Here is a 22,279-nt window from a genome sequence, read left to right on the forward strand (position 1 = left end):
TTAGCGCGATGGCTGCACATCGCTGAGCAGCACCGCAATGCTCTGCCCCCCTGCGGTCTGCTCAAGGGCGATCTTGACCATAATCGTCAACGGTACAGAGAGCAGCATGCCCACCGGCCCCAGCAGCCAGCCCCAGAAAATCAGTGATAAAAAGACCACCAGCGTAGAAAGTCCCAGCCCGCGTCCCATCATGCGCGGCTCAAGGATATTGCCAAACACGAGGTTAATCAGCAGATAGCTCGACAGCACAATCAGCGCATCGTAAAAACCGCTAAACGCCAGCACCTGAACAATGGGGGGAATAGCGGCCAATACCGAGCCGATATTAGGGATGTAGTTCAACGCAAAGGCCAACAATCCCCAGACGAACGCGAAGCGGACCTCCAGCAGGGTGAGCATGCCCCAGACCACCAGCCCGGTCACGACGCTGATCGCCGTTTTCAGCACCAGGTAGTGGGTCACGCTGTCGAGTGCACGCTGGATAGCGCCCATCCCTTCAGCGGGACGTGCCATGAGCGGCTGAAGTTTCGCCGGTAGTTGCGGCACTTCAATCAACATAAACACTACCGTCAGAAGCAGCAGGAAAATCGAGGTCATAGCATTCGAAAGCTGCGTCAGCAGGTTGGTCACCAGGGTCATGGCGGCGTTGGGATCGATAAATGTTTGTAATTGTTCGATCGACACATCGATACCCACGCGGTGGAGCCAGGGATCGAGCCGTTGTAACGGCGCCAGCAACGAATCGCGGTAAACGGGCAGGGTGCGCGCCAGCTCGTTCAGTGAACTGCCCAGATATGCCAGCAGCAGGACCATGCCAAGAATAATCACGCCAATCAGGAGCGAGATAGCCAGCACGCGCGGCACGCGCAGGCGCACCATCCGCTGCACCAGCGGATTGAGTACCACGGCAATAAACAGCGCCAGAATAAAGGGAACGATAATATCGGCAGCAAAACGGATCCCGGCCAGCACGATGACCAGCATGCCCAGCATGATGACTATTTTTAATCCGTTGAGCGTGATGATAGGTTTTGCCATACGAGCTCCTGCGTTTTTTGTTAATAATAATCGCGAGGCGCAGGGAAATAAATTAACCAATATCAAACGACAAGGGTAAAGAATTGAAAAGGTATTGAGTAAATATTTGCCCTGTGATAAAAATCAGTTGTGTTTAACTACCGGAGACAATTTTCATCTGCAATGACGAGAAGCAACACCGCAGATAATTGTAATTTTATGGACAATCTGTTCAGGACGTATTTCACAGCATTTACATTTGGTTTCTCCCCCTCTTTCTCTCCGCTTGCTGGTGAGCAACACTGGCGCAACGCGCTATAGATCCCTCTCTCTGCCTGAGCTGACGCTACGCGTTTAGCTTTCTATTGCTATTTCTTTTTTTAGGTTTGCTGTTCACAGCGAGCCGCGAAGGACTCTATTCTCAAGCAGGAGAAAACCATGTTTTACTGGATCTTATTAGCTCTGGCCATTATCGCTGAAATAACCGGCACACTGTCGATGAAATGGGCAGCAACCAGTGGTGGACATGCCGGATTTATTTTAATGCTGGCGATGATTACGCTCTCTTATATATTTCTCTCATTTGCGGTAAAAAAAATCGCGCTGGGTGTCGCATACGCACTCTGGGAAGGAATAGGTATTTTAATAATTACCCTTTTCAGCGTGATGCTGTTTGACGAAACCCTTTCAACGATGAAAATCGCCGGTCTGACGACCCTGGTCGCAGGCATTGTGTTGATTAAATCGGGCACCCGTAAAAGCAAAAAACAGAAAAACGAGGTGACCCATGCAGCAGTTTGAATGGATCCACGCCGCCTGGCTGGCGCTCGCCATTGTGCTGGAGATCGTCGCGAATATTTTCCTGAAATTCTCTGACGGTTTTCGCCGCAAACTTCAGGGCCTCCTCTCTATCGCCGCCGTGCTGGGGGCCTTTAGCGCCTTGTCTCAGGCGGTCAAGGGGATCGATCTGTCGGTGGCCTATGCTCTGTGGGGCGGTTTCGGCATCGCAGCGACCTTAGCCGCGGGCTGGATCCTATTTGGTCAGCGCCTCAATCCTAAAGGCTGGGTCGGATTAGTGTTACTGATTGCCGGAATGGTGATGATAAAACTGGCCTGACTGTTCTGCTGCCTGCGAGAGCGGGCAGCGAAATTTGCCACCTGTGTTTGCTGAAAATTAGGTGTTCAAGAGGGGCATTGAATGGCTAACTTAGCCAGCCGCGCTGGCCGATGCCTGTTGAAGACAACAGGCAGTAAAACATGTTGCAGCTGGGGTGCATTACTCTTGCGCCAGAGCCTGTAATTTGTCGCGAAAGCCGGTGACGGAGAGCGCGCGGTTATCTGCCCGCCAGCGATCTTTCGCCGCCGGCGCCGAGCTTTGTACCCCAATCAACTGCCAGCCGCTGGCGGTTTTCAACATCAGAGGTGAACCGCTGTCACCCGGCAGGGTGTCGCACTGGTGAGAAAGAACGCTGTTTTGCGCCCACCCGGTGACGACGCAGTCCTGGTGCGTAAAGAGCCTGTCAAGATGATCTTCCGGGTAACCTGCCTGCGTCACTTTGCGATCGGCTGCTTTCAACGCGGCGGTGAGCGCGTCCTTATCGCCGCTAAACAGTGGTAGGGGGGTGATCCCGGACGGCGGATAACGCAACACCACCAGCCCAAAGTCCCAAGAAGCCGCGGCAGGGGGAACAATCCAGCCGTCGCCATCGGCCTTCAGTCGTTTGCCTAGAGAGGCATCCACCCGCCCTTCGATACCGTGTATTTCATAACGCCATAACCCTTTTTGCGACACAAAGCGCAGGGCGAGCGCTTTATCTTCTTTCCCTTTTGGCGGGGTAAGCAGGCAGTGCCCGGCGGTCAGAGCCAGGCGTGGGGTAATGAGGGTGGCGGTGCAGAGGTTACCGCTGGCGGTTTCAAGCTGTCCGATCGCATCCCAGGGGGCCTGGGTGGGATCGCTGACGCGCGTACGGTCATCATGACCAAAGAACAGCGTCTGAATTTCATCGGCATTCGCCGCGTCATCGCTGCCGTCGTCGGCATAAGAAAAACCTGATAAGAGACTTAACGTTCCCAGTAAAATCGCTGCAGATCTATGCATAGCTCACTCTGAAAGGGGTAATTATGATTATTAAAGTAAACCCTGTTAAATAACTATAGACGGGACCGCAAGAAAGTGGGAGCAAAATCAGCGTGCTACATTCAGGAAAGGAAAAAACTACCGGAAATCAGCGCGCACAAAATTAGGGTGATAAGAATCAGCTCAAACCGATAGCGACGCAGCATAACGCCCTCCGGAAATAAAAACGGTGCCGGAACAGATTGCGCTCCGGCACCGGGATACTGATGTGCCCTCAGGCACGCATGACCTTATGCAGCGGGCTGAGCAGCCGGTTTAGCCGCGTCGTGTTTTACCGCTTTCTTGTGATGTTTTTTCGCAGCCTGGGCTTTCTGTGCAACCGGCGCAGCTTCCTGTTTTTTCACCGCTTTTTTATGGTGTTTTTTCGCAGCCTGCGCTTTCTGCACTGCGGCTTTCTTGTGTTTTTTATGGTGCACAGTTTTTGCCGCTGGCGCCGCGCTGGTGGTTGCAGTGGCGGCAGGTGCCGCGGTGGTGGCAGCATCTGCAGCGAACGCAGCAGAAGAGAGACCCATAGCAGCGGCAACAACCAGAGCTAATACTTTTTTCATCGTTCTGTCCTCGAATTGGTTTTTCATTTAACCCCACTGCGGGGCCGTTGAATAGACTATATCCCTGTAAATCCGAGGCTTCCGTGAGTGATTGGTATCGGCGTGTAACGATATGTACAACCTGTGCGAGTAGCGGTTTATTCAGCGACCAGCCACATATCGGCCTCATCAAACATCTCTTCCAGCATGCGGTTCAGTTTTTCACGATCGCTTTTGCTGGCATCGCTGTTGAGACTGTTGGCCTGCATCGGCTTTACCTTAACTACCGCTTCCGGGAAGATGCGGTTAACCCGGCGGGTTAATTCATTAAGAATGATCTCTTGTGCGCCAGGCAGACCCGCCACATTGCGCTTGTCGTAAATGAGTTCCACAAACATCGGTTAATCCTTGCACTGTTTTTATATCCAGTATTTAAACTGGCGCAGTCAAAAATAGCAAGCGGGAAATCGCCGGGCGGAGCGCCCGGCGCGAGAGGTCAGAGGTAACGTGAGGTGAGGTGCTGGCGGAAGTACGCACTATTCAGATCTTCGCCGGTGGCCTGCTGAATGAGCTGCGAGGTGCTGAAGCGACTCCCGTGCTGCCAAATATTTTGGCGTAGCCAGTCGAACAGGGCGCTGAAATCGCCTTCGGCGATGGCGCTGTCCAATCCCGGCAGCGCGTTTCTGGCCGCATGGAAGAGCTGTGCGGCATACATCGCGCCCAGCGTATAAGACGGGAAGTAGCCAAAACCACCGTCGGTCCAGTGAATATCCTGTATACAGCCGTTACGGTAGTTATCTTTCGTCGATAATCCGAGCCAGGCCTGCATTTTTTCATCCCACAGGGCTGGAATATCGTCCACTTCGATATCGCCGTTAATCAGCGCACGCTCGATTTCGTAGCGCAGAACCACGTGTGCCGGGTAGCTCACTTCGTCCGCATCTACGCGGATATACCCCGGCTTAACGCGCTGGTTCCAGGCGATAAAGTTCTCTTCAGAAAACGCCGCCTGGCTACCGAAACGTTGATGAACGGCAGGAAGCAGCTTTTTCAGAAAGGCGTTGCTGCGCCCGAGCTGCATCTCAAAAAACAGGCTTTGAGATTCATGAATGGCCGTCGAGCGCGCCAGCGCAACCGGCTGACCTTGCCAGGTGCGCGGCAGGTTCTGCTCGTAACGCGCGTGGCCGGTTTCATGCACCACGCCAAACAGGGCGCTGAGCAGATCTTCTTCGTCGTAACGGGTCGTGATTCGCACATCTTCCGGTACGCCGCCGCAGAAGGGGTGCGCGCTCACGTCCAGGCGTCCGCCGTTAAAATCAAAGCCGAGCATCGTCATCGTCTCAAGCCCCAGCTCACGCTGAGTGGCAATCGGGAACGGCCCCTGAGGCGGCACGAACGACTGCTGGGCCTGCTTTTCGACAACCTGCGCCAGCAGTTGCGGCAGCCAGGATTTCAAATCAGCAAAGAGTACATCCAGCCGGGCGCTGGTCATGTCCGGTTCGAAAATATCCAGCAGCGCATCGTACGGGGTGCAGCCTTTCGCCTCCGCACGCAGGCGGGCCTCTTCACGGCTGAGTTTGACCACCTCTTTCAGGTTGGCCGAAAAGCCTTGCCAGTCATTTGCAGGGCGCTGGGTACGCCAGGCATGTTCACATTTGCTGCCCGCCAGCGATTTCGCTTCGACCAGGGCTTCAGGCAGGAGAGACGCCTGTTGATAATGTCGCTGCATTTCTCGCAGGTTGGCCTGTTCGACGTCGTTCAAATTCTCACTCTGAGCCGCATCCAGCCATTCGCCCACTTTTTTATCGGTGAGGATCTGGTGTTGCAACACGCTCAGCTCTGCCAGGGCTTCGCCACGTGCCGCACTCCCGCCTGGCGGCATCATGGTAAACATGTCCCAGCTGGCGATGGAGGAGAGGTGAGAGAAGCGGGAGAGACGCTGGAAAGTGCGGGTGAGTTGTTGGTAGTTATTGTTTTCCATTAAGACCTCGTGTCTGAACAAGCCAATGCCCCACGTTAGCATCAGGCTGGCGTAAACACGAGGCCGGGTTTTGTTAATGCAGCCGTTTATGCAGGCTGGCCCCCACCAACAACGCGGCACAGAGCATCATCGCGATAAAAGCCCCCACGCCGTTCCAGCCGTAGTAGTGCCAGAACACGCCCCCCAGCGTCCCGGCAAGACTGGATCCGAGATAGTAGCTGAAAAGGTAGAGAGAAGAGGCCTGGCCTTTTGCGCGGCGCGCACGGGGGCCAATCCAGCTACTGGCCACCGAATGGGCAGCAAAGAAGCCCGCCGAGAAGAGCAGCATCCCGGCAAAAATCACCCATAGTGGAGAGAATAGTGTCAGCAGAAGTCCGCTCAACATTATTCCCGTCGAGGCCACCATGACCGGGCCGCGGCCATAGCGGGCCGTCATGGCGCCCGCTTTCGGCGAACTCCAGGTGCCGGTCAGGTAAGCCACCGACAGCAGGCCCACCAGCGCCTGGCTCAGATGCCAGGGGGAGAGCATCAACCGGTAACCGATGTAGTTAAAGAGGGTCACAAAGGCGCCCATCAGCAAAAAGCCCATCAGGAACAGGCGCGGGAGCCCTTTATCCCGCCAGTGGAGGCGAAAGTTGATAAACAGCGTTTTCGGACGCAGCGAAGTGGGGCGGAAATGGCGTGATGCCGGCAATATACGCCAGAACATCAGCGCTGCGGCCAGCGCAAAACAGCCAATGGCCGCCAGCGCGATCCGCCAGCTAAAGAAGTCGGTAAACACGCCGCTTAGCAGGCGTCCGCTCATGCCGCCAATCGAGTTTCCACTGATGTAGAGCCCCATCGAAAATGCAACAAAACTGGGGTGGATCTCCTCGCTAAGATAGGTCATTCCTACTGCCGCTACGCCGCTCAGCGATAAGCCTATCAGCGCGCGCATCAGCAAAATACCGTGCCAGCTGGTCATCAAAGTCGATAGCAGGGTACAGATCGAAGCCAACAGCAGGGCGGTAACCATCACCGGTTTACGTCCTATGGCATCGGAGAGCGGGCCGGTAAAGAGCAGTCCAATAGCCAGCATGCCGGTGGAAATCGAAAGGGAGATACTGCTGCTGGCTGGTGAAACGCCAAACTCGCTGGAGAGTACCGGCAATATCGGCTGTACGCAGTAGAGCAGGGCAAAGGTCGCCAGTCCGGCGGAAAAGAGCGCGAGGGTGACGCGCATAAATTGCGGCGTACCGCGCTTTATGAATTGTACCGGCAGCGGTCGGGCGGGTTTGTCGTCGATCTCGCTTGCTGGCGCGATATCGGCGGTAGTTGTACGGCTCACTCTGTTTCCTTGGTTTAGGTTTCCGTGACGATGGGTAATGGGTATGACCACAATGATCAGGGTAGGAAATTGTAAATATTCTGTCTAATATATTAATAATCTCAAATGATACTTTAAATATATGAATATTGAACTGCGACATTTGCGCTACTTTATTGCCGTAGCTGAAGAGCTGCACTTTGGCCGCGCGGCGGCCAGGCTCAACATCTCGCAACCCCCGCTGAGTCAACAAATTCAAATACTCGAGCAGCAGGTCGGGGCGCGTCTGCTGGCGCGAACCAACCGAAGCGTTGCGCTTACGGCGGCGGGTAAACAGTTTCTTGCCGACAGCCGCCAGATCCTCGGTACCGTAGACGAGGCCGCCGCCCGTGCGGCACGGCTTCACCTGGGTGAAACCGGAGAGTTGCGCATCGGTTTTACCTCTTCCGCTCCCTTTATCACGGCCGTCTCGACGACGTTGTCATCGTTTCGCCGTCACTATCCCGACGTGCATATTCAGACGCGAGAGATTAACACCCGTGAGCAGATCGTTCCCCTGAACGAAGGGTCGCTGGATCTGGGGTTAATGCGCAACACCCAACTCCCGGAAAGCCTGGACTGGCAACCTATTCTGCGAGAACCCCTGATGGCGATGATCCCCAAAGATCATCCGTTAGCGGCAAAGCCGACGGTGACGCTGGCCGAGCTGGCGCGAGAGCCGTTTGTCTTTTTTGATCCGCATGTGGGCACCGGGCTTTATGACGATATTCTCGGGATAATGCGCCGTTATGGGCTGGCGCCGGTGATGGCCCAGGAGGTGGGCGAGGCGATGACGATTATTGGTCTGGTAGCGGCCGGGCTGGGGGTATCTATTCTGCCCGCCTCGTTTAAGCGGGTGCAACTCAACGAAATGCGCTGGGTCCCCCTTGCCGAACCGGATGCCGTTTCCGAAATGTGGCTGGTCTGGCCCAGGCACCACGAACTGAGCGCAGCGGCACAGCGTTTCAAAACGCAACTGATTACTGCCGCGCCGGGGCGCTAAAATCGCCAAAACAGGGTTAAAAACGTGCGGTTAATCACAAGGCTACGTAAATATTTGACGACCGACAGTGAAGTGTTTCACCATAGCCGAAAGTTTATTTCGAAGCGCGAAAATAAGGGAGTACGTGGTGGTTGCTGATAGTCAGCCTGGGCATATTGATCAGATCAAACAGACCAATGCAGGAGCAGTATATCGCCTGATTGATCAGCTTGGTCCGGTTTCGCGTATTGACCTCTCCCGTCTTGCTCAACTGGCTCCCGCCAGTATTACAAAAATTGTCCGCGAAATGCTCGAAGCTCACCTGGTGCAAGAGACTGAGATTCAGGAGCCGGGCAGCCGTGGTCGTCCGGCAGTGGGGCTGGTGGTAGAAACCGAAGCCTGGCACTACCTGTCGCTGCGTATCAGCCGCGGTGAGATTATGCTCGCCCTGCGGGATCTCAGCAGCAAGTTAGTAGTAGAAGACCGCTTGCCGTTACCCCTCACGGCGGCGCAGCCGCTGCTGCAGCGCATTACTGCGCTTATCGATCAGTTCTTTATCAATCATCAGCAAAAACTGGAACGCCTGACCGCTATCGCTATCACGCTGCCAGGCATTATTGATACCGAAAACGGCGTGGTCCACCGCATGCCTTTTTACGAGGATGTGAAAGAGATGGCCCTGGGCGAAGTGCTGGAGAAGCATACCGGCGTGCCGGTGTACATCCAGCATGATATCAGCGCCTGGACCATGGCCGAAGCCCTGTTTGGTGCATCGCGCGGGGCGCGGGACGTTATTCAGGTGGTCATCGATCATAACGTCGGCGCCGGCGTCATTACCGATGGTCGTCTCCTGCATGCGGGCAGCAGCAGTCTGGTCGAGATTGGTCATACTCAGGTCGATCCCTATGGTAAACGCTGTTATTGCGGTAACCACGGCTGCCTGGAGACCATCGCCAGTATCGAAAGTATTATGGAGCTGGCCCAACTGCGCCTGAGCCAGTCAATGAGCTCAATGCTGCACGGCCAGCCACTCACCGTCGAGTCGCTCTGTGCCGCCGCGCAGCAGGGCGATTTGCTGGCGAAAGATATTATTACCGGGGTGGGTAATAACGTTGGGCGCATTCTCGCCATTATGGTTAACCTGTTCAACCCGCAAAAAATTCTGATTGGCTCCCCCCTGAGCCAGGCGCACGATGTCCTCTTCCCGGCTATTGCCGACTGCATCCGCCAGCAATCCTTGCCCGCCTACAGCAAACACATTGCCGTTGAAAGCACCCAGTTCACTAATCAGGGCACCATGGCCGGAGCGGCGCTGGTCAAAGATGCGATGTATAACGGCTCCTTACTGATTCGCTTACTCCAGGGTTAATTGATTTCCGATAGAGTTACCAAATATTGCGCTATCTCAAGCCGGTGATATCACGCATACCTTAGACTTCCTCCACTGAATTATTTCGTTGGTTTATATTTTCACGGCATAACGGTGGAGTAAGTGATGCTTAAGCGTTTCTTTGTTACGGGTACGGATACCTCTGTCGGCAAAACAGTGGTCTCCCGCGCCTTACTGCAGGCCCTGGCTGCGAGCGGTAAGTGCGTGGCAGGATACAAGCCAGTCGCAAAAGGCAGTAAAGAGACGCCAGAAGGATTGCGTAATAAAGACGCGCTGGTGCTGCAAAGCGTCTCTTCCCTGGCGCTGCCCTATGAGGCGATTAACCCTATTGCCCTCAGCGAAGATGAGAGCAGCGTAGCGCACAGCGGGCGTGTCGATTACACCTTGCTGTCGAACGGCCTGGCGAACTTAAGTGACAAGGTCGAGCACGTGGTGGTTGAAGGCACTGGCGGCTGGCGGAGTCTGATGAACGACCTGCGTCCGCTCTCTGAATGGGTGGTCCAGGAGCAACTGCCGGTACTGATGGTGGTGGGTATTCAGGAGGGTTGCATTAACCATGCCCTTCTTACCGCCCAGGCTATCGCCAACGACGGTCTGCCGCTGGTGGGCTGGGTGGCGAACCGCATCAATCCCGGGCTGGCCCACTACGCCGAAATCATCGAGGTGCTGAGCAAAAAACTGCCGGGCCCTCTGGTGGGCGAGTTGCCTTATCTGCCGCGGGCAGAGCAGCGAGAGCTGTCGCAGTATATCGATCTAACCATGTTCGGCCGCGCGCTGGCCGTAGATCGCGTTCTGGCGTAAGGTTCGCGACAGTACCGACGCCAGCACGCAGGCAATCAGTAAGCCGGGCAGCAGCGCATACTGCCCGGTCATTTCACAGACCATCAACGTCGCCATAATCGGCGCATGGGTGGTGGCCGCCAGCAGCGTGGCCATCCCCGTTAACCCCAACAATATCGCCATCTCCGGCTGGGGGATCGCTACGCCGGCTATCCGGGCGAAGACCATTCCCAGCGCCATACCGATAAACAGCGTCGGTGTAAATACTCCACCGGGGGCGCCTGAACCGCTACTGGCTAATACCGCCAGCAATTTGCAGATCAACACGCCGCCTACGACCGCAAGCAGCGGCGGGGCCAGCAGATCCGCCTGAACCACGCTATAGCCGTTGCCCCAGACCCGGGGCGTTAACAGCGACAGTAACCCGACAATCAATCCGCCCAGCGCCAGCTGCAGCGGGGGAGAGAGCTTTAGCCGCACGAAGAGGGCGTGGCTTTGGTCCATCAACCACATTAAGAGGGGGCCGCCAAGCCCTGCCAGCAGCCCCATGGCGATCATCAGCGCATAATCGACGCCGTTGGGTAAGCCGCTCAGGTGCACCTGATACAGCTGCGTCACGCCCGGGCTGAGAAGCTGAGTGGTCAGCAGCGCCACTACAGCGGCAACCACCACCGGGCCGAGCGAGGCGAGCATCAGGGTGCCAAACAGGATTTCGGCGATAAATAAACTGCCTGCCAGTGGAGCATGATAAGCGCTGGCCATACCGGCTGCCGCACCGCAGGCTATCCACAGTTTCCACTCGCGCTGTGGAGTAAAGCGCCTGGCAAACCACGAGGCCGCCAGCGCCGCCAGCAGGATCATTGCCCCTTCGCGGCCAATGGCGCTGCCGCTCGTCACCACCAGCAACGAGGCGAGGGATTTCACCAGACTGCCAGGATAATCGAACTGCCCGTCACCGGTTTCAATCGCCTCCATATAGTCGGTGGGGGCATGCGGGCGCTGGCACGTATAGCGTTGCCAGCCCCACAGCAGCAGACCCGCCGCCAGTCCCCCGAGCGCCGGGGTGATGGCGCGCAGCCAGGGGGCCAGACTGGCGGCCGCGTTCACCAGACTACCGCTGTCATTACTTAAAAATGCCACTTCGAGCAGGTACATCGCATGGCGGAAGACGGCCACGGCCAGTGCCGCCAGCACGCCCGTCAGGGTGGCAATCAGTAACCGACGAAACATCGCCCGGATATCGGGATAAGCATGAAGACGCTGCATAGCTCGGCAATAGAAGAGGAAGAGTGGAGTAATTGTGAGGGAAAATCGACGGTCAGGAAAGCCGTATTCGGCCCGACAGAAGCCGGGCCGGATGGGATTAAGTGTCGCTATGAATATTCAGCGCCCGGCGGGTACGACCGGAGCTGAGGTATTCGGCAATATAGTCCTGGGAAATTTCGCCGTTATAGCGTCCCTCTTCATCGACGATGGGCATCCAGCTGGTGTTGCTCTCGTAAAGGCGCGACAGCACAACGCGCAGGTTGTCCTCGGCTTTGCCGGTGATGCGGAACGGATGGATAATATCGCCGCAGGCCCCCGTAGCATTTCGGGCTTCCCGACGCTTAACAAATCCAAGCGGCTTGCCCTGACCATCGACCACGGTGACGGCGCGAATATCGTTATCGTCCATGAGCGCGAAGGCTTCCATTAAAGCCGTATCCGGGCGCACGGTAAGGGTCGGCTGCTGGTCGGTGACATCACCCGCTGATACCAGCAGCAGACGCTTCAGGGTGCGGTCCTGGCCGACAAAAGAGCCGACAAAGTCGTTCGCCGGTTTTGCCAACAGCTCGTCAGGGCTGGCGCACTGTACAATACGCCCCTGGCGGAAGACGGCAATACGATCCCCCAGCTTGAGCGCTTCGTCGATGTCGTGGCTCACCAGCATCACCGTCTTTTTCAGCTTACGCTGCATCTCCAGGAACTGATTCTGAATCACTTCGCGGTTGATGGGGTCGACGGCGCCGAAGGGCTCATCCATCAACAGTACCGGCGGATCCGCCGCCAGGGCGCGAATCACGCCGATACGCTGCTGCTGACCGCCGGACATTTCGCGCGGATAGCGGTTTAGGAACTTGTGCGGATCCATCGCCACCATGTCCATCAACTCTGTGGCGCGTTCTTTACAACGTTTCTTGTCCCAGCCCAGCATGCGGGGGACCACGGTGATGTTCTCTTCGATGGTCATATTCGGGAAAAGACCGATCTGCTGAATCACATACCCGATGCTACGACGCAGGGTTACGGTATCCATGCCGGTGGTATCTTCGCCGTTAATCAAAATTTTGCCGCTGCTGGGGGCAATCAGGCGGTTGATCATCTTCAGCGTAGTGGTTTTACCGCAGCCGGAAGGGCCCAGCAGCACACACATTTCGCCCTCGGGCACGTTCAGATTAACGTTATCTACCGCTTTCACGCCCTGACCATTTTTCTGGGCAAATTGTTTGGTGAGGTTTTCCAGTTTTATCATTATCGAATCCCCTTTGGAGTCAGAACGCGCTGCAAACGGTGCAGCAGCCAGTCCAGCACAATGGCTAACAGACAAATCATTACGGCGCCGGCAATCAGCATACGGATATCACTGCCGCCGATGCCGTTCAGTAACAGCAGCCCCAGACCGCCCGCGCCAATCACGGCGGCGATTGCCATCACCCCGATATTCATCACTACGGCGGTACGAATGCCGCCAAAGATGACTGGCAGTGCCATCGGGATCTCAACCCAGCGCAGGCGCTGCCAGAAGGTCATGCCGATACCGCGCCCCGCCTCCTGCAGACCGGACGGCAGACTGTCGAGGGCGGTATGGGTGTTACGTACAATGGGCAGCAGTGAGTAGAGAAACACGGCGGTGATGGCAGGCAGGGCGCCAATGCCATGACCGATCAGCGAAAAGAGCGGAATCATCAGCCCGAACAGCGCAATCGACGGTATGGTCAGCAGGATGGTGGTCAGGCCAAGTATCGGCGTGGCCAGCCATTTATGGCGGACAATCAGAATCCCGAGCGGAACGCCGATGATTATCGCCAGCCCTACCGCCAGCGCGACCAGCCACAGGTGCTGGAAGGTGAGGGTCATCAGATAACCCCAGTTGTCTATGATGTAGTGAATCGTCTCCATCTCTCCTCCTTACAGCAGTTTTTTGCTAAGCAGGAAGTCGCGAGCGACCTGCTGGGGTGACTGATGATCGATATCCACTTTTTTATTCAGCTCGGTGATCACCTCATTATTTAACTGGTCAGAGAGTGTGTTCAGCGCCTCCTCCAGTCCCGGGTTCGCTTTCAGCGTATCCTGGCGCACCACCGGCGTAACCGCATAGCTGGGGAAGAAACCTTTGTCATCTTCCAGCACCTTCAGGTCGAAGCCTTTTACCCGACCATCGGTGGTGTAGATCAGGCCGGCATCGACGAAACCGTCACGAATGGCGTTATAGACCAGACCCGGATCCATCTGGCGGATCTGTGGGCGGTCAAGCTCCAGCTGGTAGGCAGCCTGCAGGGGTTTCATGCCATCGCTGCGCCCGGAAAACTCCAGATCCAACCCCAGCAGCCAGTTATTGTCCGGATCGGTTTTACGGATTTTTTCAATTCTTTCCACCATCTCCGACATGGTATTAATGTGCTCCGCTTCGGCCCGCTTGCGCTGCATGGCGAAGGCGTAGGTATTGTTCATATCGGCCGGTTTAAGCCACACCAGACCGTGCTTCGCATCCAGGCGTTTTACCGTCTCGTAAGACTCTTCGGGCGACATGCGCTTATTGATATGGTTAAAGATAATCAGCGAGGTGCCTGTGTACTCCCAGGTCATGTCAATCTGCTTGTTGATCATGGCATTACGGGAGATCACCGTCGCGATGTTGGTCTTTGGCTGAACCTCAAAGCCTCTTTTCTGCAGATACTGCACAGTCATGGCAGAGAGGATATGTTGCTCGGTGAAGCTTTTGGTCGCCAGAATCAGTGGCGCGGCCTGAGCTTGCGCGACTAAGAGCGTGGCAGCACATAGCCCTGCCAGGCGGGAAAAGAGTGTCATGGTGGCTCCTTATTATAATTATCAGGCGGTGTGCGGGCTTAGCAGACGGCCCAGCACAGCCAGCAACGTATCCAGAATCAGGGCAAACAGCGCCGTGGCGGCAGCACCCAGAATCAGCGTCGGGAAGTCGTTCAGGTAGATGCCCGGGAAGATCAGCTCGCCATAGCTGCTGGCCCCGATCAGAAACGCCAGTGGCGCGGTGCCCACGTTAATGGCGGTTGCGATGCGGATCCCCGATAAGATTACCGGCCAGGCATTGGGCAGCTCGACCTGACGCAGGCGTTGCCATTTGGTCATGCCGATGCCATTTGCCGCCTCCAGTAAGGAAGAGGGGACTGAACAGAGCCCGGCGTAGGTGTTACGCACAATGGGCAGCAGCGAAGCAAGGAAAAGGGCGATGATGGCCGGGGTGTCACCGATGCCAATCACCACCATCGCCAGCGCCAGTACGGCCAGCGGTGGCAACGTATTGCCGACGTTAAAGATCTGCATTACATATTCGGCAATACCGCGTGCGGCGGGGCGGCTGAGGGCAATACCGCTGGGAATGCCAATCAACAAAGCAAAAAACATGGAGGAAAAGACCAGGATGAGATGCTGCTGGCCGAGATAGATCAGGTCAACCTGGCGCGCTTTTATCGTCTCGAGGCCAATTCCCCAGGTAAGCAACCCGAGTACCACGGCGATGGCGGCGATAAATAACAGTGCGCGTGTGAAAAACGATGCGTGCATTGCGGTGTGTCTCCCTGTTGTGCATGCGTTATAGCAACCTGTTGGTCGCCTGTTGTTATGCCATGTTCCGGCAGGGTCTTTTTCAGCTATAGCAACGAGCCGGCAAAGGTGCCAGTTAATGACAAAAAGTGTTGCGCAAGGTTTAGAGGGAAAACAGGGTGTTACGCCTTATGGCATAACGTATGGCACAGGGCCGAGCAGAATAGTCTTAAACCGCGATGCTACAAGTGACAACGTCACTATGGTGGCGGCTGTCAACCCTGAAAACGCGGGTCTGGCAGCCTGCTCTGTTCGCCTGTACTCTTCGCGTTACCGTTCAGCGTCTCTTACGTGGTGACCTGAGCCAGCATAAAAAGAACTATCACAAATTCTGCAGAGGGAAGTGAGTGTGTTGCAGGGAAAAACAGGGGTGACTGGCGCACCCACGACAGCGCTAAAAATTATTGCCACGGGCATTGCGTTACCGGGAGAAAAAATCGTATCCGCAACGCTGGACCGCCAGCTCGGTAAGCCCGAAGGCTATGTTGAGCGACGCTCAAATATTCTCTGGCGCTATCATGCCACGGCAGAGGCCAGCCAGGCGGCTCTGGCGGCAGAGGCGCTGCATAACGCACTGGCCTCGGCGTCGCTCGCCCCCTCGTCCATCGACCTGCTGATTTGCGCCTCGGCCATTGCCGTTCAGGCGCTACCCTGCAGCGCGATCCATATTTTGCAGGCGGCGAATATGCCCGCAGGCGTAGCCGGATTTGACATTAACAGCAGCTGCGTGAGCTTCATCTCGGCGCTGGAAGTGGCGGCCGGCCTGCTCAATAGCGGCGCTTATCGGCGTATTGCTATTGTCTCGGCGGATATCGCTTCGCGGGGTATCGACTGGGCGCATGAAGAGTCTTCGCTGATCTTTGGCGACGGCGCGGCCTGCGCTATCGTTGAACGAGGAGACGGGGCCAGCGGTATCGTCGCCAGTCTGATTGAAATGTATCCCGATGGCAGCGAACTGTGTGAAATCCGCGCCGGTGGCACGCGACGTAACCCGCGCGCGGGCATGACCGATAGCGATTTCCTGTTCCACATGCAGGGCAAACGCCTGTTCCGCTTCGCCGCATCGCTGATTGAGGACTATTTTGCACGTTTGCTGCAAAAAAGCGGTATTGCCCTTGATGAGATTGCTACCGTGGTGCCCCATCAGGCCAGCCATCTGTCGCTTGAACATATGCGTAAGCGCCTCAAGGTGCCGGAAGCGGTACTGGTCGATATCTATCGCTACTACGGTAATCAGGTGGCGGCCTCAATTCCGACTGCGTTACATGAAGCGGTCATCTCCGGGCGTTTCCAGCCGGGTAAACCCGTCATGCTGATTGGGACGGCAGCGGGGTTGACCCTTGCAGGAATGGTGCTGATCCCATGAAAATCCTGGTCACAGGCGCGACCAGCGGACTGGGTCGCAATGCGGTTTCGCAATTACTGGCGCAAGGGCATCAGGTGGTCGCCACCGGTCGCAATCGGTCGGAAGGCAACGCTTTAATGCAGGCGGGGGCGCACTTTATTCCGCTCGAGTTAACGACTGCCAGCGAGGCGGAGTGCCGCCAGTTAATGAACGGCTGCGACGCAGTATGGCACTGTGCCGCGAAATCGTCGCCCTGGGGCGGGCGCGCCGCCTTCTGGCAGGCCAATGTCGAGTCCACCCGCCGCCTGGCGCAGGCCGCAGGGGAGCTGGAAATCCCCCGCTTTATTCATATTTCGACTCCGGCCATCTATTTCGACTTTCAGCATCGCTACGATGTACAAGAGAGTGACCGGGCGCGCCATTTTTCCAGCCATTACGCCAGCAGCAAATACGCCGCTGAAGAGCGGATTCAGGCTGCGGTTGCGCGCTTCCCGGCCACCACCTTTGTGCTTCTGCGCCCGCGCGGCCTGTTCGGCCCTCACGACAGGGTGATCGTACCGCGGCTATTGCAGCAACTGCACCGCGACGGCGGTGTGCTGCGCTTGCCGCGTGGCGGAGAGGCGCTCCTCGATCTGACCTATGTCGAAAACGTGGTGCACGCCATGACCCTCGCCACCGGCGAGGCCGGGCTGCGCTCCGGCAGCGTCTATAACATCACTAACCATCAGCCGCAGCAGCTTAAAACGATGCTCAACGCGCTGCTGCACCAACAGCTTGGCCTGAACTATCGCATCCAGGCTCTGCCCTGGCCGCTAATGTCGCTGGTGGCTCGCGGTATGGAGCTGGTGGGCCATTGCACCGGCAAGGAACCACGCATTACCCGCTATAGTGCGGGCACGGTCTGTTTCGACATGACCCTAAGTCAACAAAGGGCCATTGATGAACTGGGGTATCACCCGGTGTTTACAATGGATGATGGCATCGCACGTACCGGGGAGTGGCTAAGAACGCATGGCAACGATTACCGCCTTTGAAGTGGGCTACTGTACCCATATTGGCTGCATGGCGCTGAAAGGCGCCGGCTTTCGCGTTTGCAAATTTCCATCCCGCGCGTGGCTGCTGGAGGCAGGGGGCAAGCGCTGGCTATGGGATACGGGTTATGCCTCGTGGTTTGAGCAATATACCCGCGAAGGCGTTTTTCGCATTTATCGCCAGATGACGCCCGTCTACTTTGACCCGCAGGCGTCGCTGGCCCAACAGCTGCTCGCGCGCGGCATCACCGGCGGGGATATCGACGGCATTATTCTGTCGCATTTCCACGCCGACCATGTTGCCGGGTTACGCGATTTTCCTGGCGTAGCCTGCTTCTGCTCGGGGGAAGGCTGGCAGCAGGTGAGACATTTGCGTGGCTTTGCCGCGCTGCGGCAGGCCTTTGTCCCTGGGCTATTTCCCGCTGAGTTTGAATCGTCACTCACTTTTTTTGAGCGCTTCGAATGCGTGGCGTTACCTGCGGCGCTGATGCCCTTTGATCGTGGGTATCTATTGCCCGGTAGCAATGACGAAATTCTGCTGGTGCCGTTGCCAGGCCATGCCGCAGGGCATTTTGGCGCCTTTGTGCTTACCGATGCGGGATGGACCCTACTGGCGGCAGATGCCGCCTGGTCTCCCACCAGTTACCGGGAGCTGAAAGGGCCGTCGCGCCTGGCGAACCTGGTAATGGCTGACCCGGCCACGTTTTATCGCACGCTGGAAAAGCTCAACCAGCTCTGGCAACAAGGGCAGGTGGATATCCGTCTTTGCCATGAGGGAGACTTATGATCCCGCTTCGGCTGTTATGGCGCTATTATCGCACCCGCCATCTGCGTTTTACCGACCGCGAGGCGCTGGAAGCGTGGCAGACCCGGCGCCTGGAAAGGTTTAAAAAACGGGTGCTGTCCCGAAGCCCATGGTTTCGCCGTTATCTCAGGTTACCGCTCAGCCAGTGGCCCACCATGGATAAGGCGCTGATGATGGAAAAGTTCGATGAAATGAACACCGCCGGGCTGAAGCGCGACGCGCTGATGGCCTGTGCGCTGCAGAGCGAGCAGAGTCGGGATTTTCGTCCAACGATAGGGCGCTATAGCGTGGGGCTCTCGTCGGGGACCTCCGGGCGACGCGGGTTGTTTGTGGTCAGCCCGTATGAGCAGCAGGTCTGGGCCGCCGGGGTACTGGCGAAAGCGTTGCCGGATGGCCTGTTCGCCGGCGAGCGCGTGGCGCTTTTTTTGCGTGCGGATAACAACCTCTATCAGAGCGTCAATAACCGCTGGCTGAGCCTCGAGTTTTACGATCTACTGGCACCGTTTTCTGCCGGGCTTGCCCGTCTTGCACAACAATCTCCGACCCTGATCGTTGCCCCGGCGCAGGTGCTGCGCGCCCTGGCGCTGGCGGTACAGGCCGGCGAGCTGAGCTTATCGGTGAAAAAGGTCATCTCGGTAGCAGAGGTGCTGGACGAACAGGACAAAGCCTTGCTCAAACAGACTTTTGGTTCAGTGGGGGAAATCTATCAGGCAACGGAAGGTTTTCTGGCGTCAACCTGCGCTCATGGCACGCTGCATCTTAATGAAGAGTTTGTACATATTGAGCCCCAGTGGCTGGACGATCGCCGCTTTATTCCGTTGATTACCGATTTTACGCGCACCACTCAGCCCATTGTGCGCTATCGGCTTGACGATGTGCTGGTTGCGCGCACGACACCATGCCCCTGCGGCAACGCCGCCCGCGCCATCGAGCGCATCGAAGGGCGCCGGGACGATCAACTGCAACTTCCCGATCGGGCGGGTAAGCCACAGGTGGTGTTTGCTGATGCCTGTAGCCGCGTGCTGGCCCAGACATTGCCTCTGACGGCGGACTACCGTCTGGAGCAGAACGGAGCGGCGAGCCTGACATTAATAGCGGATTGCGACAAGGCGATCCTTGAGCAGTGTCGCTCGGCTCTCAGCGAGCTCTTCACCCGCCAGGGGATCGTTCCAGAGTCGCTGGACTGGACCTTAATTTCCCGGCCGTTACCGGCGCACTTTGCCCATAAAAGACGGCGTATCGTCCGTCGCCAGGGGGAAGCATGAATGCGATAAAACCCCGTCTGTGGCACATGCTTCTCGGCTGGGGGGCGGTGGGGGTGGCCTACGCACTCAGCGATCGTCTGCAGGGGAAGGGATATCATCTGACACCGATGGCTATCGATTCCAGTATTCCTTTCTCGCCCTCGGCAATCTGGCTCTATTTGTCGTTTTTCCTGCTGGTGCCGCTTGGGTATTTGCTGGTTCCGCGCGATCGCTTGCGCTGGCTGACATGCGCCATGCAGCTGTCGGCGCTGGGTGCAGGCGTGATTTACCTGCTCTGGCCGACCACGCTTCATTATCCCACTTATTCTTCCGACGGCAGCGCGTCGCAACTTCTGACCTGGCTTATTAGCGTCGATTCACCACAAAACTGTTTTCCATCGCTGCATGCGGCGTTAACCCTGCTTTCCGTCTGGGCTATTGCCGCCAGACGGCAGGGCGTATTGACGGTGGCAAGCCTGGTCTGGGCGCTTGCCATTGGATATTCGATCCTGCAGCTGCGCAGGCATCTGTTTATCGATCTGCTGGGCGGCGGCATGCTGGCCTGGGGATGCGGCTGGCTGGCGTTACGCCTGGAGAGGCGTCGGACATTACACAGGGAGCGTATTAATGAGTGATTTACTGGTTCCGATTATTGTTATGCTGGTTCTGGTGTTTGGCGAAGCGGGCATTTTACATCTGACCGGGCGACAAAAAATCGACTGGCACGATGTCGTCTTTAACATCAACTCCGGCCATATCGTCCTGTGGTTGTTCAGATGCACCGAGGTGCTCTGTTACGGGCTGGTCTTCAGCCGCTTCAGTTTGCACCTTTTTGATGGCGTGTCACCGGTCTGGCTGTGGTTGTTCACCCTTCTGGCGTGGGATTTCGGTTTTTATTGGCTCCATCGCCTTCACCACACGCTGCGCCCTCTTTGGGCGGTACATGTGGTGCACCATCAGGGCGAGCATTTCAATCTTTCGCTGGGGGTGAGGAACTCATGGTACTCCTCATTAACAGGGATCCCGTTCTTTCTGGTGTTAGCGGTGCTCGGCGTCCCGTTAAGCGTTTTTTTAGTCGTCTCCGTGCTGCATTACAGCGTGCAGTTCTTTAACCACAATGCCTTAACACCAAAGTTGGGTTGGCTAGAATATCTGTTTGTTACACCGTCACATCATCGGGTACACCATTACAAGGCGCGCCGCTTTGCCGATTCCAATTACGGCGGTACCTTTATCTTTTGGGACAAGTTATTTGGTACTTTTTGTCGCGTCACGCCACCCGTCGAGCCCGGTTACGGTGTGCAGGGTGAACGTCCTTCCTCTAATCCTCTGCGGGAGAGCAATCTGCCTTTCCTGCGCATGCTTGGGGTGCGAAAAACGCGTGCTCAACCGCCCCGGCGGTTTAACGCCTCAGCTACGATCGTGATCGCCGGCGCGCTCTTACTGTTTGGCCTGGTGCTGGGTTATATCCAGCTTTACGGCTACGACATTGAGCGGGTCACCATGCAGCAGACCGCGCTGTTTTTATTACTGGCCGCAGGGTCTATCGCGCTGGGCGGGATCAGCGATGGGCAGCGGTGGGGAGTGGTGCTCTGGCTGCTGGTGACCTTGGGGTTGCCTCTGCTGTTTATCGGCATCTGGGACTGGCGCCAGCCTTACTGGCTGGGGGTGATGGCCGGGCTCGTTGTGCACGCCCTTGCGCTGTTGGCGGGTCAAGGGCGCAGGGTGAACGAGGCACAGCATGAACCTGTTTAATCCGCAAAAATCGATTCGTTTTCCTGCAGACGATCCACGCCTGGTCAGGGCGTTACAGCGTGAGTCACGGGCGTTATTGGCAAAAAATAATGATCACCGCTACGCAGATGCGCACACTGTCGGTAAAGCGCTGGCTCTGCTGGCGCTGTGTCTGCTCTGTTATGGCGTGGCGCTCATCCAGCAGCACCTGTTGTCCTTTTTTGTCTGGTATCTGCTGATGATAGTCTGCGCAATGTTGCTGGCGGTGAATGTTATGCATGACGCCTCCCACAATGCCTTTCTGCGCGGCCGGAGTGCGAACCGGTGGCTAAACCGGCTCATCACGGTACCGCTGGGCATGGATCCGGACTGCTGGCGGGTGCGCCACGTACGTTTTCACCACAGTTATACCCATATCGAATGCTACGATCCTGATACCGCCGAAAACGGCCTGCTGCGTCAGAGCCCCTGGCAGCGCTGGCGGCCCATGATGCAGGCGCAACGCTACTACTGGCCGCTGGTGGCCGCATTGACCTTTCCCTGGTATATCTGGGTGATGGACTGGCTCGACAGAGGCGGGCTGACGCCGGTCACTCCCCACCTCGAGAAGCGTGGATTCGACGGCTGGTGGGTTTTTCTCTGCGGTAAGGGGGCACACATCGCGTTCTCGCTGCTGTTACCTTGCTGGGTGATGGCAGACAGTTTTAGCGCCGGAACAGTAGCGGGTGTCTATCTGGCGAGCCAGATGACCTCGTCGCTCTTCTTCGTGATGCTGGTCATCGGTACCCACTGGGCGAAAGGCCATGCGCAGTTACCTCCTGAAAACGGCAAGATGAGTGAGGGCAGGCTGGCCCATGTCTTCACTACCACCTTTGACTGGTCTACCCGTCCGGCATGGCTGGGCTACTGGCTGGGCGGGCTGAATCTTCATCTGACCCATCATCTCTTTCCGCACTGGAATCATCGTCATTATCACGATTTAAGTCAGGTGATTGAGGCCATAGCGCGTGATGAAGGGCTGGATTACCAGCGCCTGTCGCTGCGCGATCTGCTGAAGCTCCAGCAGCAATTTTTAACACGGATGGGTGAAAAGCCAGAGGCGTAAACCTGCCCCGAAGGGCA

At 56.8% G+C, this 22,279-nt stretch carries 24 protein-coding genes; 13 read left to right on the forward strand and 11 right to left on the reverse strand.

Going from position 1 to position 22,279, the window contains the following annotated elements; all coding sequences use genetic code 11:
* Positions 1–1,038, reverse strand: coding sequence for an AI-2E family transporter (locus tag WFN75_RS05695; RefSeq protein WP_336995754.1), 1,038 nt, complete (start codon positions 1,036–1,038; stop codon positions 1–3).
* Between the two features lie 129 nt (positions 1,039–1,167).
* On the opposite strand from WFN75_RS05695, the gene WFN75_RS22640 reads away from it, so the two are divergent.
* The 3 genes from WFN75_RS22640 to mdtI all read left to right on the forward strand — a co-directional run bounded on the left by WFN75_RS22640 (position 1,168) and on the right by mdtI (position 2,134).
* Positions 1,168–1,338: a protein YdgV gene (locus WFN75_RS22640; protein ID WP_425352478.1), complete on the forward strand. Its 171-nt coding sequence runs from the start codon at positions 1,168–1,170 to the stop codon at positions 1,336–1,338.
* Positions 1,339–1,455: 117 nt separating this feature from the next.
* Positions 1,456–1,818 carry a multidrug/spermidine efflux SMR transporter subunit MdtJ gene (gene mdtJ / locus WFN75_RS05700; protein WP_040075826.1) on the forward strand — a complete coding sequence of 121 codons (363 nt, stop codon included), beginning with the start codon at positions 1,456–1,458 and terminating at the stop codon, positions 1,816–1,818.
* A complete protein-coding gene (gene mdtI, locus WFN75_RS05705) occupies positions 1,805–2,134 on the forward strand; it encodes a multidrug/spermidine efflux SMR transporter subunit MdtI (protein ID WP_040075825.1) in 330 nt (109 codons plus the stop codon). Before mdtJ ends, mdtI begins: the two co-directional genes overlap by 14 nt.
* 159 nt (positions 2,135–2,293) lie before the next feature.
* Here mdtI and WFN75_RS05710 read toward each other — a convergent pair whose 3' ends face one another.
* From WFN75_RS05710 to WFN75_RS05730, 5 genes are all read right to left on the reverse strand, one after another.
* Positions 2,294–3,115, reverse strand: coding sequence for a trypsin-like serine peptidase (locus WFN75_RS05710; protein ID WP_046887254.1), 822 nt, complete (start codon positions 3,113–3,115; stop codon positions 2,294–2,296).
* Between the two features lie 269 nt (positions 3,116–3,384).
* Positions 3,385–3,702 carry an acid resistance repetitive basic protein Asr gene (gene asr, locus WFN75_RS05715; protein ID WP_046887255.1) on the reverse strand — a complete coding sequence of 106 codons (318 nt, stop codon included), beginning with the start codon at positions 3,700–3,702 and terminating at the stop codon, positions 3,385–3,387.
* Positions 3,703–3,839: 137 nt separating this feature from the next.
* Positions 3,840–4,079 (reverse strand): DinI family protein, encoded by a 240-nt coding sequence (locus WFN75_RS05720; RefSeq protein WP_040075822.1) that lies wholly within the window; start codon positions 4,077–4,079, stop codon positions 3,840–3,842.
* Positions 4,080–4,177: 98 nt separating this feature from the next.
* A complete protein-coding gene (locus tag WFN75_RS05725) occupies positions 4,178–5,662 on the reverse strand; it encodes a carboxypeptidase M32 (protein WP_336995755.1) in 1,485 nt (494 codons plus the stop codon).
* A 73-nt stretch (positions 5,663–5,735) separates the two neighbouring features.
* Positions 5,736–6,989 carry an MFS transporter gene (locus WFN75_RS05730; RefSeq protein ID WP_336995756.1) on the reverse strand — a complete coding sequence of 418 codons (1,254 nt, stop codon included), beginning with the start codon at positions 6,987–6,989 and terminating at the stop codon, positions 5,736–5,738.
* A gap of 121 nt (positions 6,990–7,110) precedes the next feature.
* Between WFN75_RS05730 and WFN75_RS05735 the strand changes: the two genes are divergently transcribed.
* From WFN75_RS05735 to bioD, 3 genes are all read left to right on the forward strand, one after another.
* Positions 7,111–8,010, forward strand: a complete 900-nt coding sequence (locus WFN75_RS05735; RefSeq protein ID WP_336995757.1) for a LysR family transcriptional regulator — start codon at positions 7,111–7,113, stop codon at positions 8,008–8,010.
* Between the two features lie 127 nt (positions 8,011–8,137).
* On the forward strand, positions 8,138–9,358 hold the full coding sequence (gene mlc, locus WFN75_RS05740; RefSeq protein ID WP_040078502.1) for a sugar metabolism global transcriptional regulator Mlc: 1,221 nt from the start codon (positions 8,138–8,140) through the stop codon (positions 9,356–9,358).
* A 126-nt stretch (positions 9,359–9,484) separates the two neighbouring features.
* Positions 9,485–10,180: a dethiobiotin synthase gene (bioD, locus tag WFN75_RS05745; RefSeq protein ID WP_212478033.1), complete on the forward strand. Its 696-nt coding sequence runs from the start codon at positions 9,485–9,487 to the stop codon at positions 10,178–10,180.
* On the opposite strand, the gene clcB is transcribed toward bioD, so the two are convergent.
* From clcB to osmY, 5 genes are all read right to left on the reverse strand, one after another.
* Positions 10,133–11,425 carry a voltage-gated ClC-type chloride channel ClcB gene (clcB, locus tag WFN75_RS05750; protein WP_336995758.1) on the reverse strand — a complete coding sequence of 431 codons (1,293 nt, stop codon included), beginning with the start codon at positions 11,423–11,425 and terminating at the stop codon, positions 10,133–10,135. The two genes, bioD and clcB, sit on opposite strands and share 48 nt — an antisense overlap.
* Positions 11,426–11,522: 97 nt before the next feature.
* The gene (gene osmV / locus WFN75_RS05755) at positions 11,523–12,671 is read right to left on the reverse strand and encodes an osmoprotectant ABC transporter ATP-binding protein OsmV (RefSeq protein WP_046887260.1); all 1,149 of its coding nucleotides are present in this window, start codon (positions 12,669–12,671) and stop codon (positions 11,523–11,525) included.
* A complete protein-coding gene (osmW, locus tag WFN75_RS05760; protein WP_040075814.1) occupies positions 12,671–13,318 on the reverse strand; it encodes an osmoprotectant ABC transporter permease OsmW in 648 nt (215 codons plus the stop codon). Before osmW ends, osmV begins: the two co-directional genes overlap by 1 nt.
* Positions 13,319–13,327: 9 nt before the next feature.
* Positions 13,328–14,227, reverse strand: coding sequence for a glycine betaine ABC transporter substrate-binding protein (locus tag WFN75_RS05765; protein ID WP_263617739.1), 900 nt, complete (start codon positions 14,225–14,227; stop codon positions 13,328–13,330).
* A 21-nt stretch (positions 14,228–14,248) separates the two neighbouring features.
* Entirely contained in the window at positions 14,249–14,959 is a 711-nt protein-coding gene (gene osmY / locus WFN75_RS05770) for an ABC transporter permease (RefSeq protein ID WP_207293679.1), read from the reverse strand.
* 388 nt (positions 14,960–15,347) lie between these two features.
* Between osmY and WFN75_RS05775 the strand changes: the two genes are divergently transcribed.
* From WFN75_RS05775 to WFN75_RS05805, 7 genes are read left to right on the forward strand one after another with little or no spacing between them, the layout of a single operon-like run.
* On the forward strand, positions 15,348–16,364 hold the full coding sequence (locus WFN75_RS05775) for a 3-oxoacyl-[acyl-carrier-protein] synthase III C-terminal domain-containing protein (protein ID WP_233804445.1): 1,017 nt from the start codon (positions 15,348–15,350) through the stop codon (positions 16,362–16,364).
* Positions 16,361–17,377, forward strand: coding sequence for an NAD-dependent epimerase/dehydratase family protein (locus WFN75_RS05780; protein WP_336995759.1), 1,017 nt, complete (start codon positions 16,361–16,363; stop codon positions 17,375–17,377). Before WFN75_RS05775 ends, WFN75_RS05780 begins: the two co-directional genes overlap by 4 nt.
* Positions 17,355–18,161, forward strand: coding sequence for an MBL fold metallo-hydrolase (locus tag WFN75_RS05785; RefSeq protein ID WP_336995760.1), 807 nt, complete (start codon positions 17,355–17,357; stop codon positions 18,159–18,161). The genes WFN75_RS05780 and WFN75_RS05785 overlap by 23 nt, the downstream gene beginning before the upstream one ends.
* Positions 18,158–19,444 (forward strand): F390 synthetase-related protein, encoded by a 1,287-nt coding sequence (locus tag WFN75_RS05790; protein WP_336995761.1) that lies wholly within the window; start codon positions 18,158–18,160, stop codon positions 19,442–19,444. The genes WFN75_RS05785 and WFN75_RS05790 overlap by 4 nt, the downstream gene beginning before the upstream one ends.
* Positions 19,441–20,058, forward strand: a complete 618-nt coding sequence (locus tag WFN75_RS05795; protein ID WP_286808874.1) for a phosphatase PAP2 family protein — start codon at positions 19,441–19,443, stop codon at positions 20,056–20,058. The genes WFN75_RS05790 and WFN75_RS05795 overlap by 4 nt, the downstream gene beginning before the upstream one ends.
* Positions 20,051–21,178 (forward strand): sterol desaturase family protein, encoded by a 1,128-nt coding sequence (locus WFN75_RS05800; protein WP_336995762.1) that lies wholly within the window; start codon positions 20,051–20,053, stop codon positions 21,176–21,178. Before WFN75_RS05795 ends, WFN75_RS05800 begins: the two co-directional genes overlap by 8 nt.
* Positions 21,165–22,262 carry a fatty acid desaturase family protein gene (locus WFN75_RS05805; protein ID WP_336995763.1) on the forward strand — a complete coding sequence of 366 codons (1,098 nt, stop codon included), beginning with the start codon at positions 21,165–21,167 and terminating at the stop codon, positions 22,260–22,262. Before WFN75_RS05800 ends, WFN75_RS05805 begins: the two co-directional genes overlap by 14 nt.
* The last annotated feature ends 17 nt before the right edge of the window (positions 22,263–22,279 follow it).

It is taken from the genome of Leclercia sp. UBA7405 (assembly GCF_037152215.1).
In the GTDB taxonomy this organism is placed as follows: Bacteria; Pseudomonadota; Gammaproteobacteria; order Enterobacterales; family Enterobacteriaceae; genus Enterobacter; species Enterobacter pneumoniae.

What these genes read in the sequence shown, in the direction of transcription:
- WFN75_RS05790 (WP_336995761.1), top strand. Translation starts at nt 18,158, where the DNA reads ATGATCCCGCTTCGGCTGTTATGGCGCTATTATCGCACCCGCCATCTG.
- WFN75_RS05795 (WP_286808874.1), top strand. Translation starts at nt 19,441, where the DNA reads ATGAATGCGATAAAACCCCGTCTGTGGCACATGCTTCTCGGCTGGGGG.
- WFN75_RS05720 (WP_040075822.1), bottom strand. Translation starts at nt 4,079, where the DNA reads ATGTTTGTGGAACTCATTTACGACAAGCGCAATGTGGCGGGTCTGCCT.
- WFN75_RS05725 (WP_336995755.1), bottom strand. Translation starts at nt 5,662, where the DNA reads ATGGAAAACAATAACTACCAACAACTCACCCGCACTTTCCAGCGTCTC.
- WFN75_RS05785 (WP_336995760.1), top strand. Translation starts at nt 17,355, where the DNA reads ATGGCAACGATTACCGCCTTTGAAGTGGGCTACTGTACCCATATTGGC.
- osmY (WP_207293679.1), bottom strand. Translation starts at nt 14,959, where the DNA reads ATGCACGCATCGTTTTTCACACGCGCACTGTTATTTATCGCCGCCATC.
- WFN75_RS05735 (WP_336995757.1), top strand. Translation starts at nt 7,111, where the DNA reads ATGAATATTGAACTGCGACATTTGCGCTACTTTATTGCCGTAGCTGAA.
- WFN75_RS05695 (WP_336995754.1), bottom strand. Translation starts at nt 1,038, where the DNA reads ATGGCAAAACCTATCATCACGCTCAACGGATTAAAAATAGTCATCATG.
- WFN75_RS05710 (WP_046887254.1), bottom strand. Translation starts at nt 3,115, where the DNA reads ATGCATAGATCTGCAGCGATTTTACTGGGAACGTTAAGTCTCTTATCA.
- WFN75_RS05765 (WP_263617739.1), bottom strand. Translation starts at nt 14,227, where the DNA reads ATGACACTCTTTTCCCGCCTGGCAGGGCTATGTGCTGCCACGCTCTTA.
- mdtI (WP_040075825.1), top strand. Translation starts at nt 1,805, where the DNA reads ATGCAGCAGTTTGAATGGATCCACGCCGCCTGGCTGGCGCTCGCCATT.
- osmV (WP_046887260.1), bottom strand. Translation starts at nt 12,671, where the DNA reads ATGATAAAACTGGAAAACCTCACCAAACAATTTGCCCAGAAAAATGGT.
- WFN75_RS05780 (WP_336995759.1), top strand. Translation starts at nt 16,361, where the DNA reads ATGAAAATCCTGGTCACAGGCGCGACCAGCGGACTGGGTCGCAATGCG.
- mdtJ (WP_040075826.1), top strand. Translation starts at nt 1,456, where the DNA reads ATGTTTTACTGGATCTTATTAGCTCTGGCCATTATCGCTGAAATAACC.
- asr (WP_046887255.1), bottom strand. Translation starts at nt 3,702, where the DNA reads ATGAAAAAAGTATTAGCTCTGGTTGTTGCCGCTGCTATGGGTCTCTCT.
- clcB (WP_336995758.1), bottom strand. Translation starts at nt 11,425, where the DNA reads ATGCAGCGTCTTCATGCTTATCCCGATATCCGGGCGATGTTTCGTCGG.
- WFN75_RS05805 (WP_336995763.1), top strand. Translation starts at nt 21,165, where the DNA reads ATGAACCTGTTTAATCCGCAAAAATCGATTCGTTTTCCTGCAGACGAT.
- bioD (WP_212478033.1), top strand. Translation starts at nt 9,485, where the DNA reads ATGCTTAAGCGTTTCTTTGTTACGGGTACGGATACCTCTGTCGGCAAA.
- osmW (WP_040075814.1), bottom strand. Translation starts at nt 13,318, where the DNA reads ATGGAGACGATTCACTACATCATAGACAACTGGGGTTATCTGATGACC.
- WFN75_RS05800 (WP_336995762.1), top strand. Translation starts at nt 20,051, where the DNA reads ATGAGTGATTTACTGGTTCCGATTATTGTTATGCTGGTTCTGGTGTTT.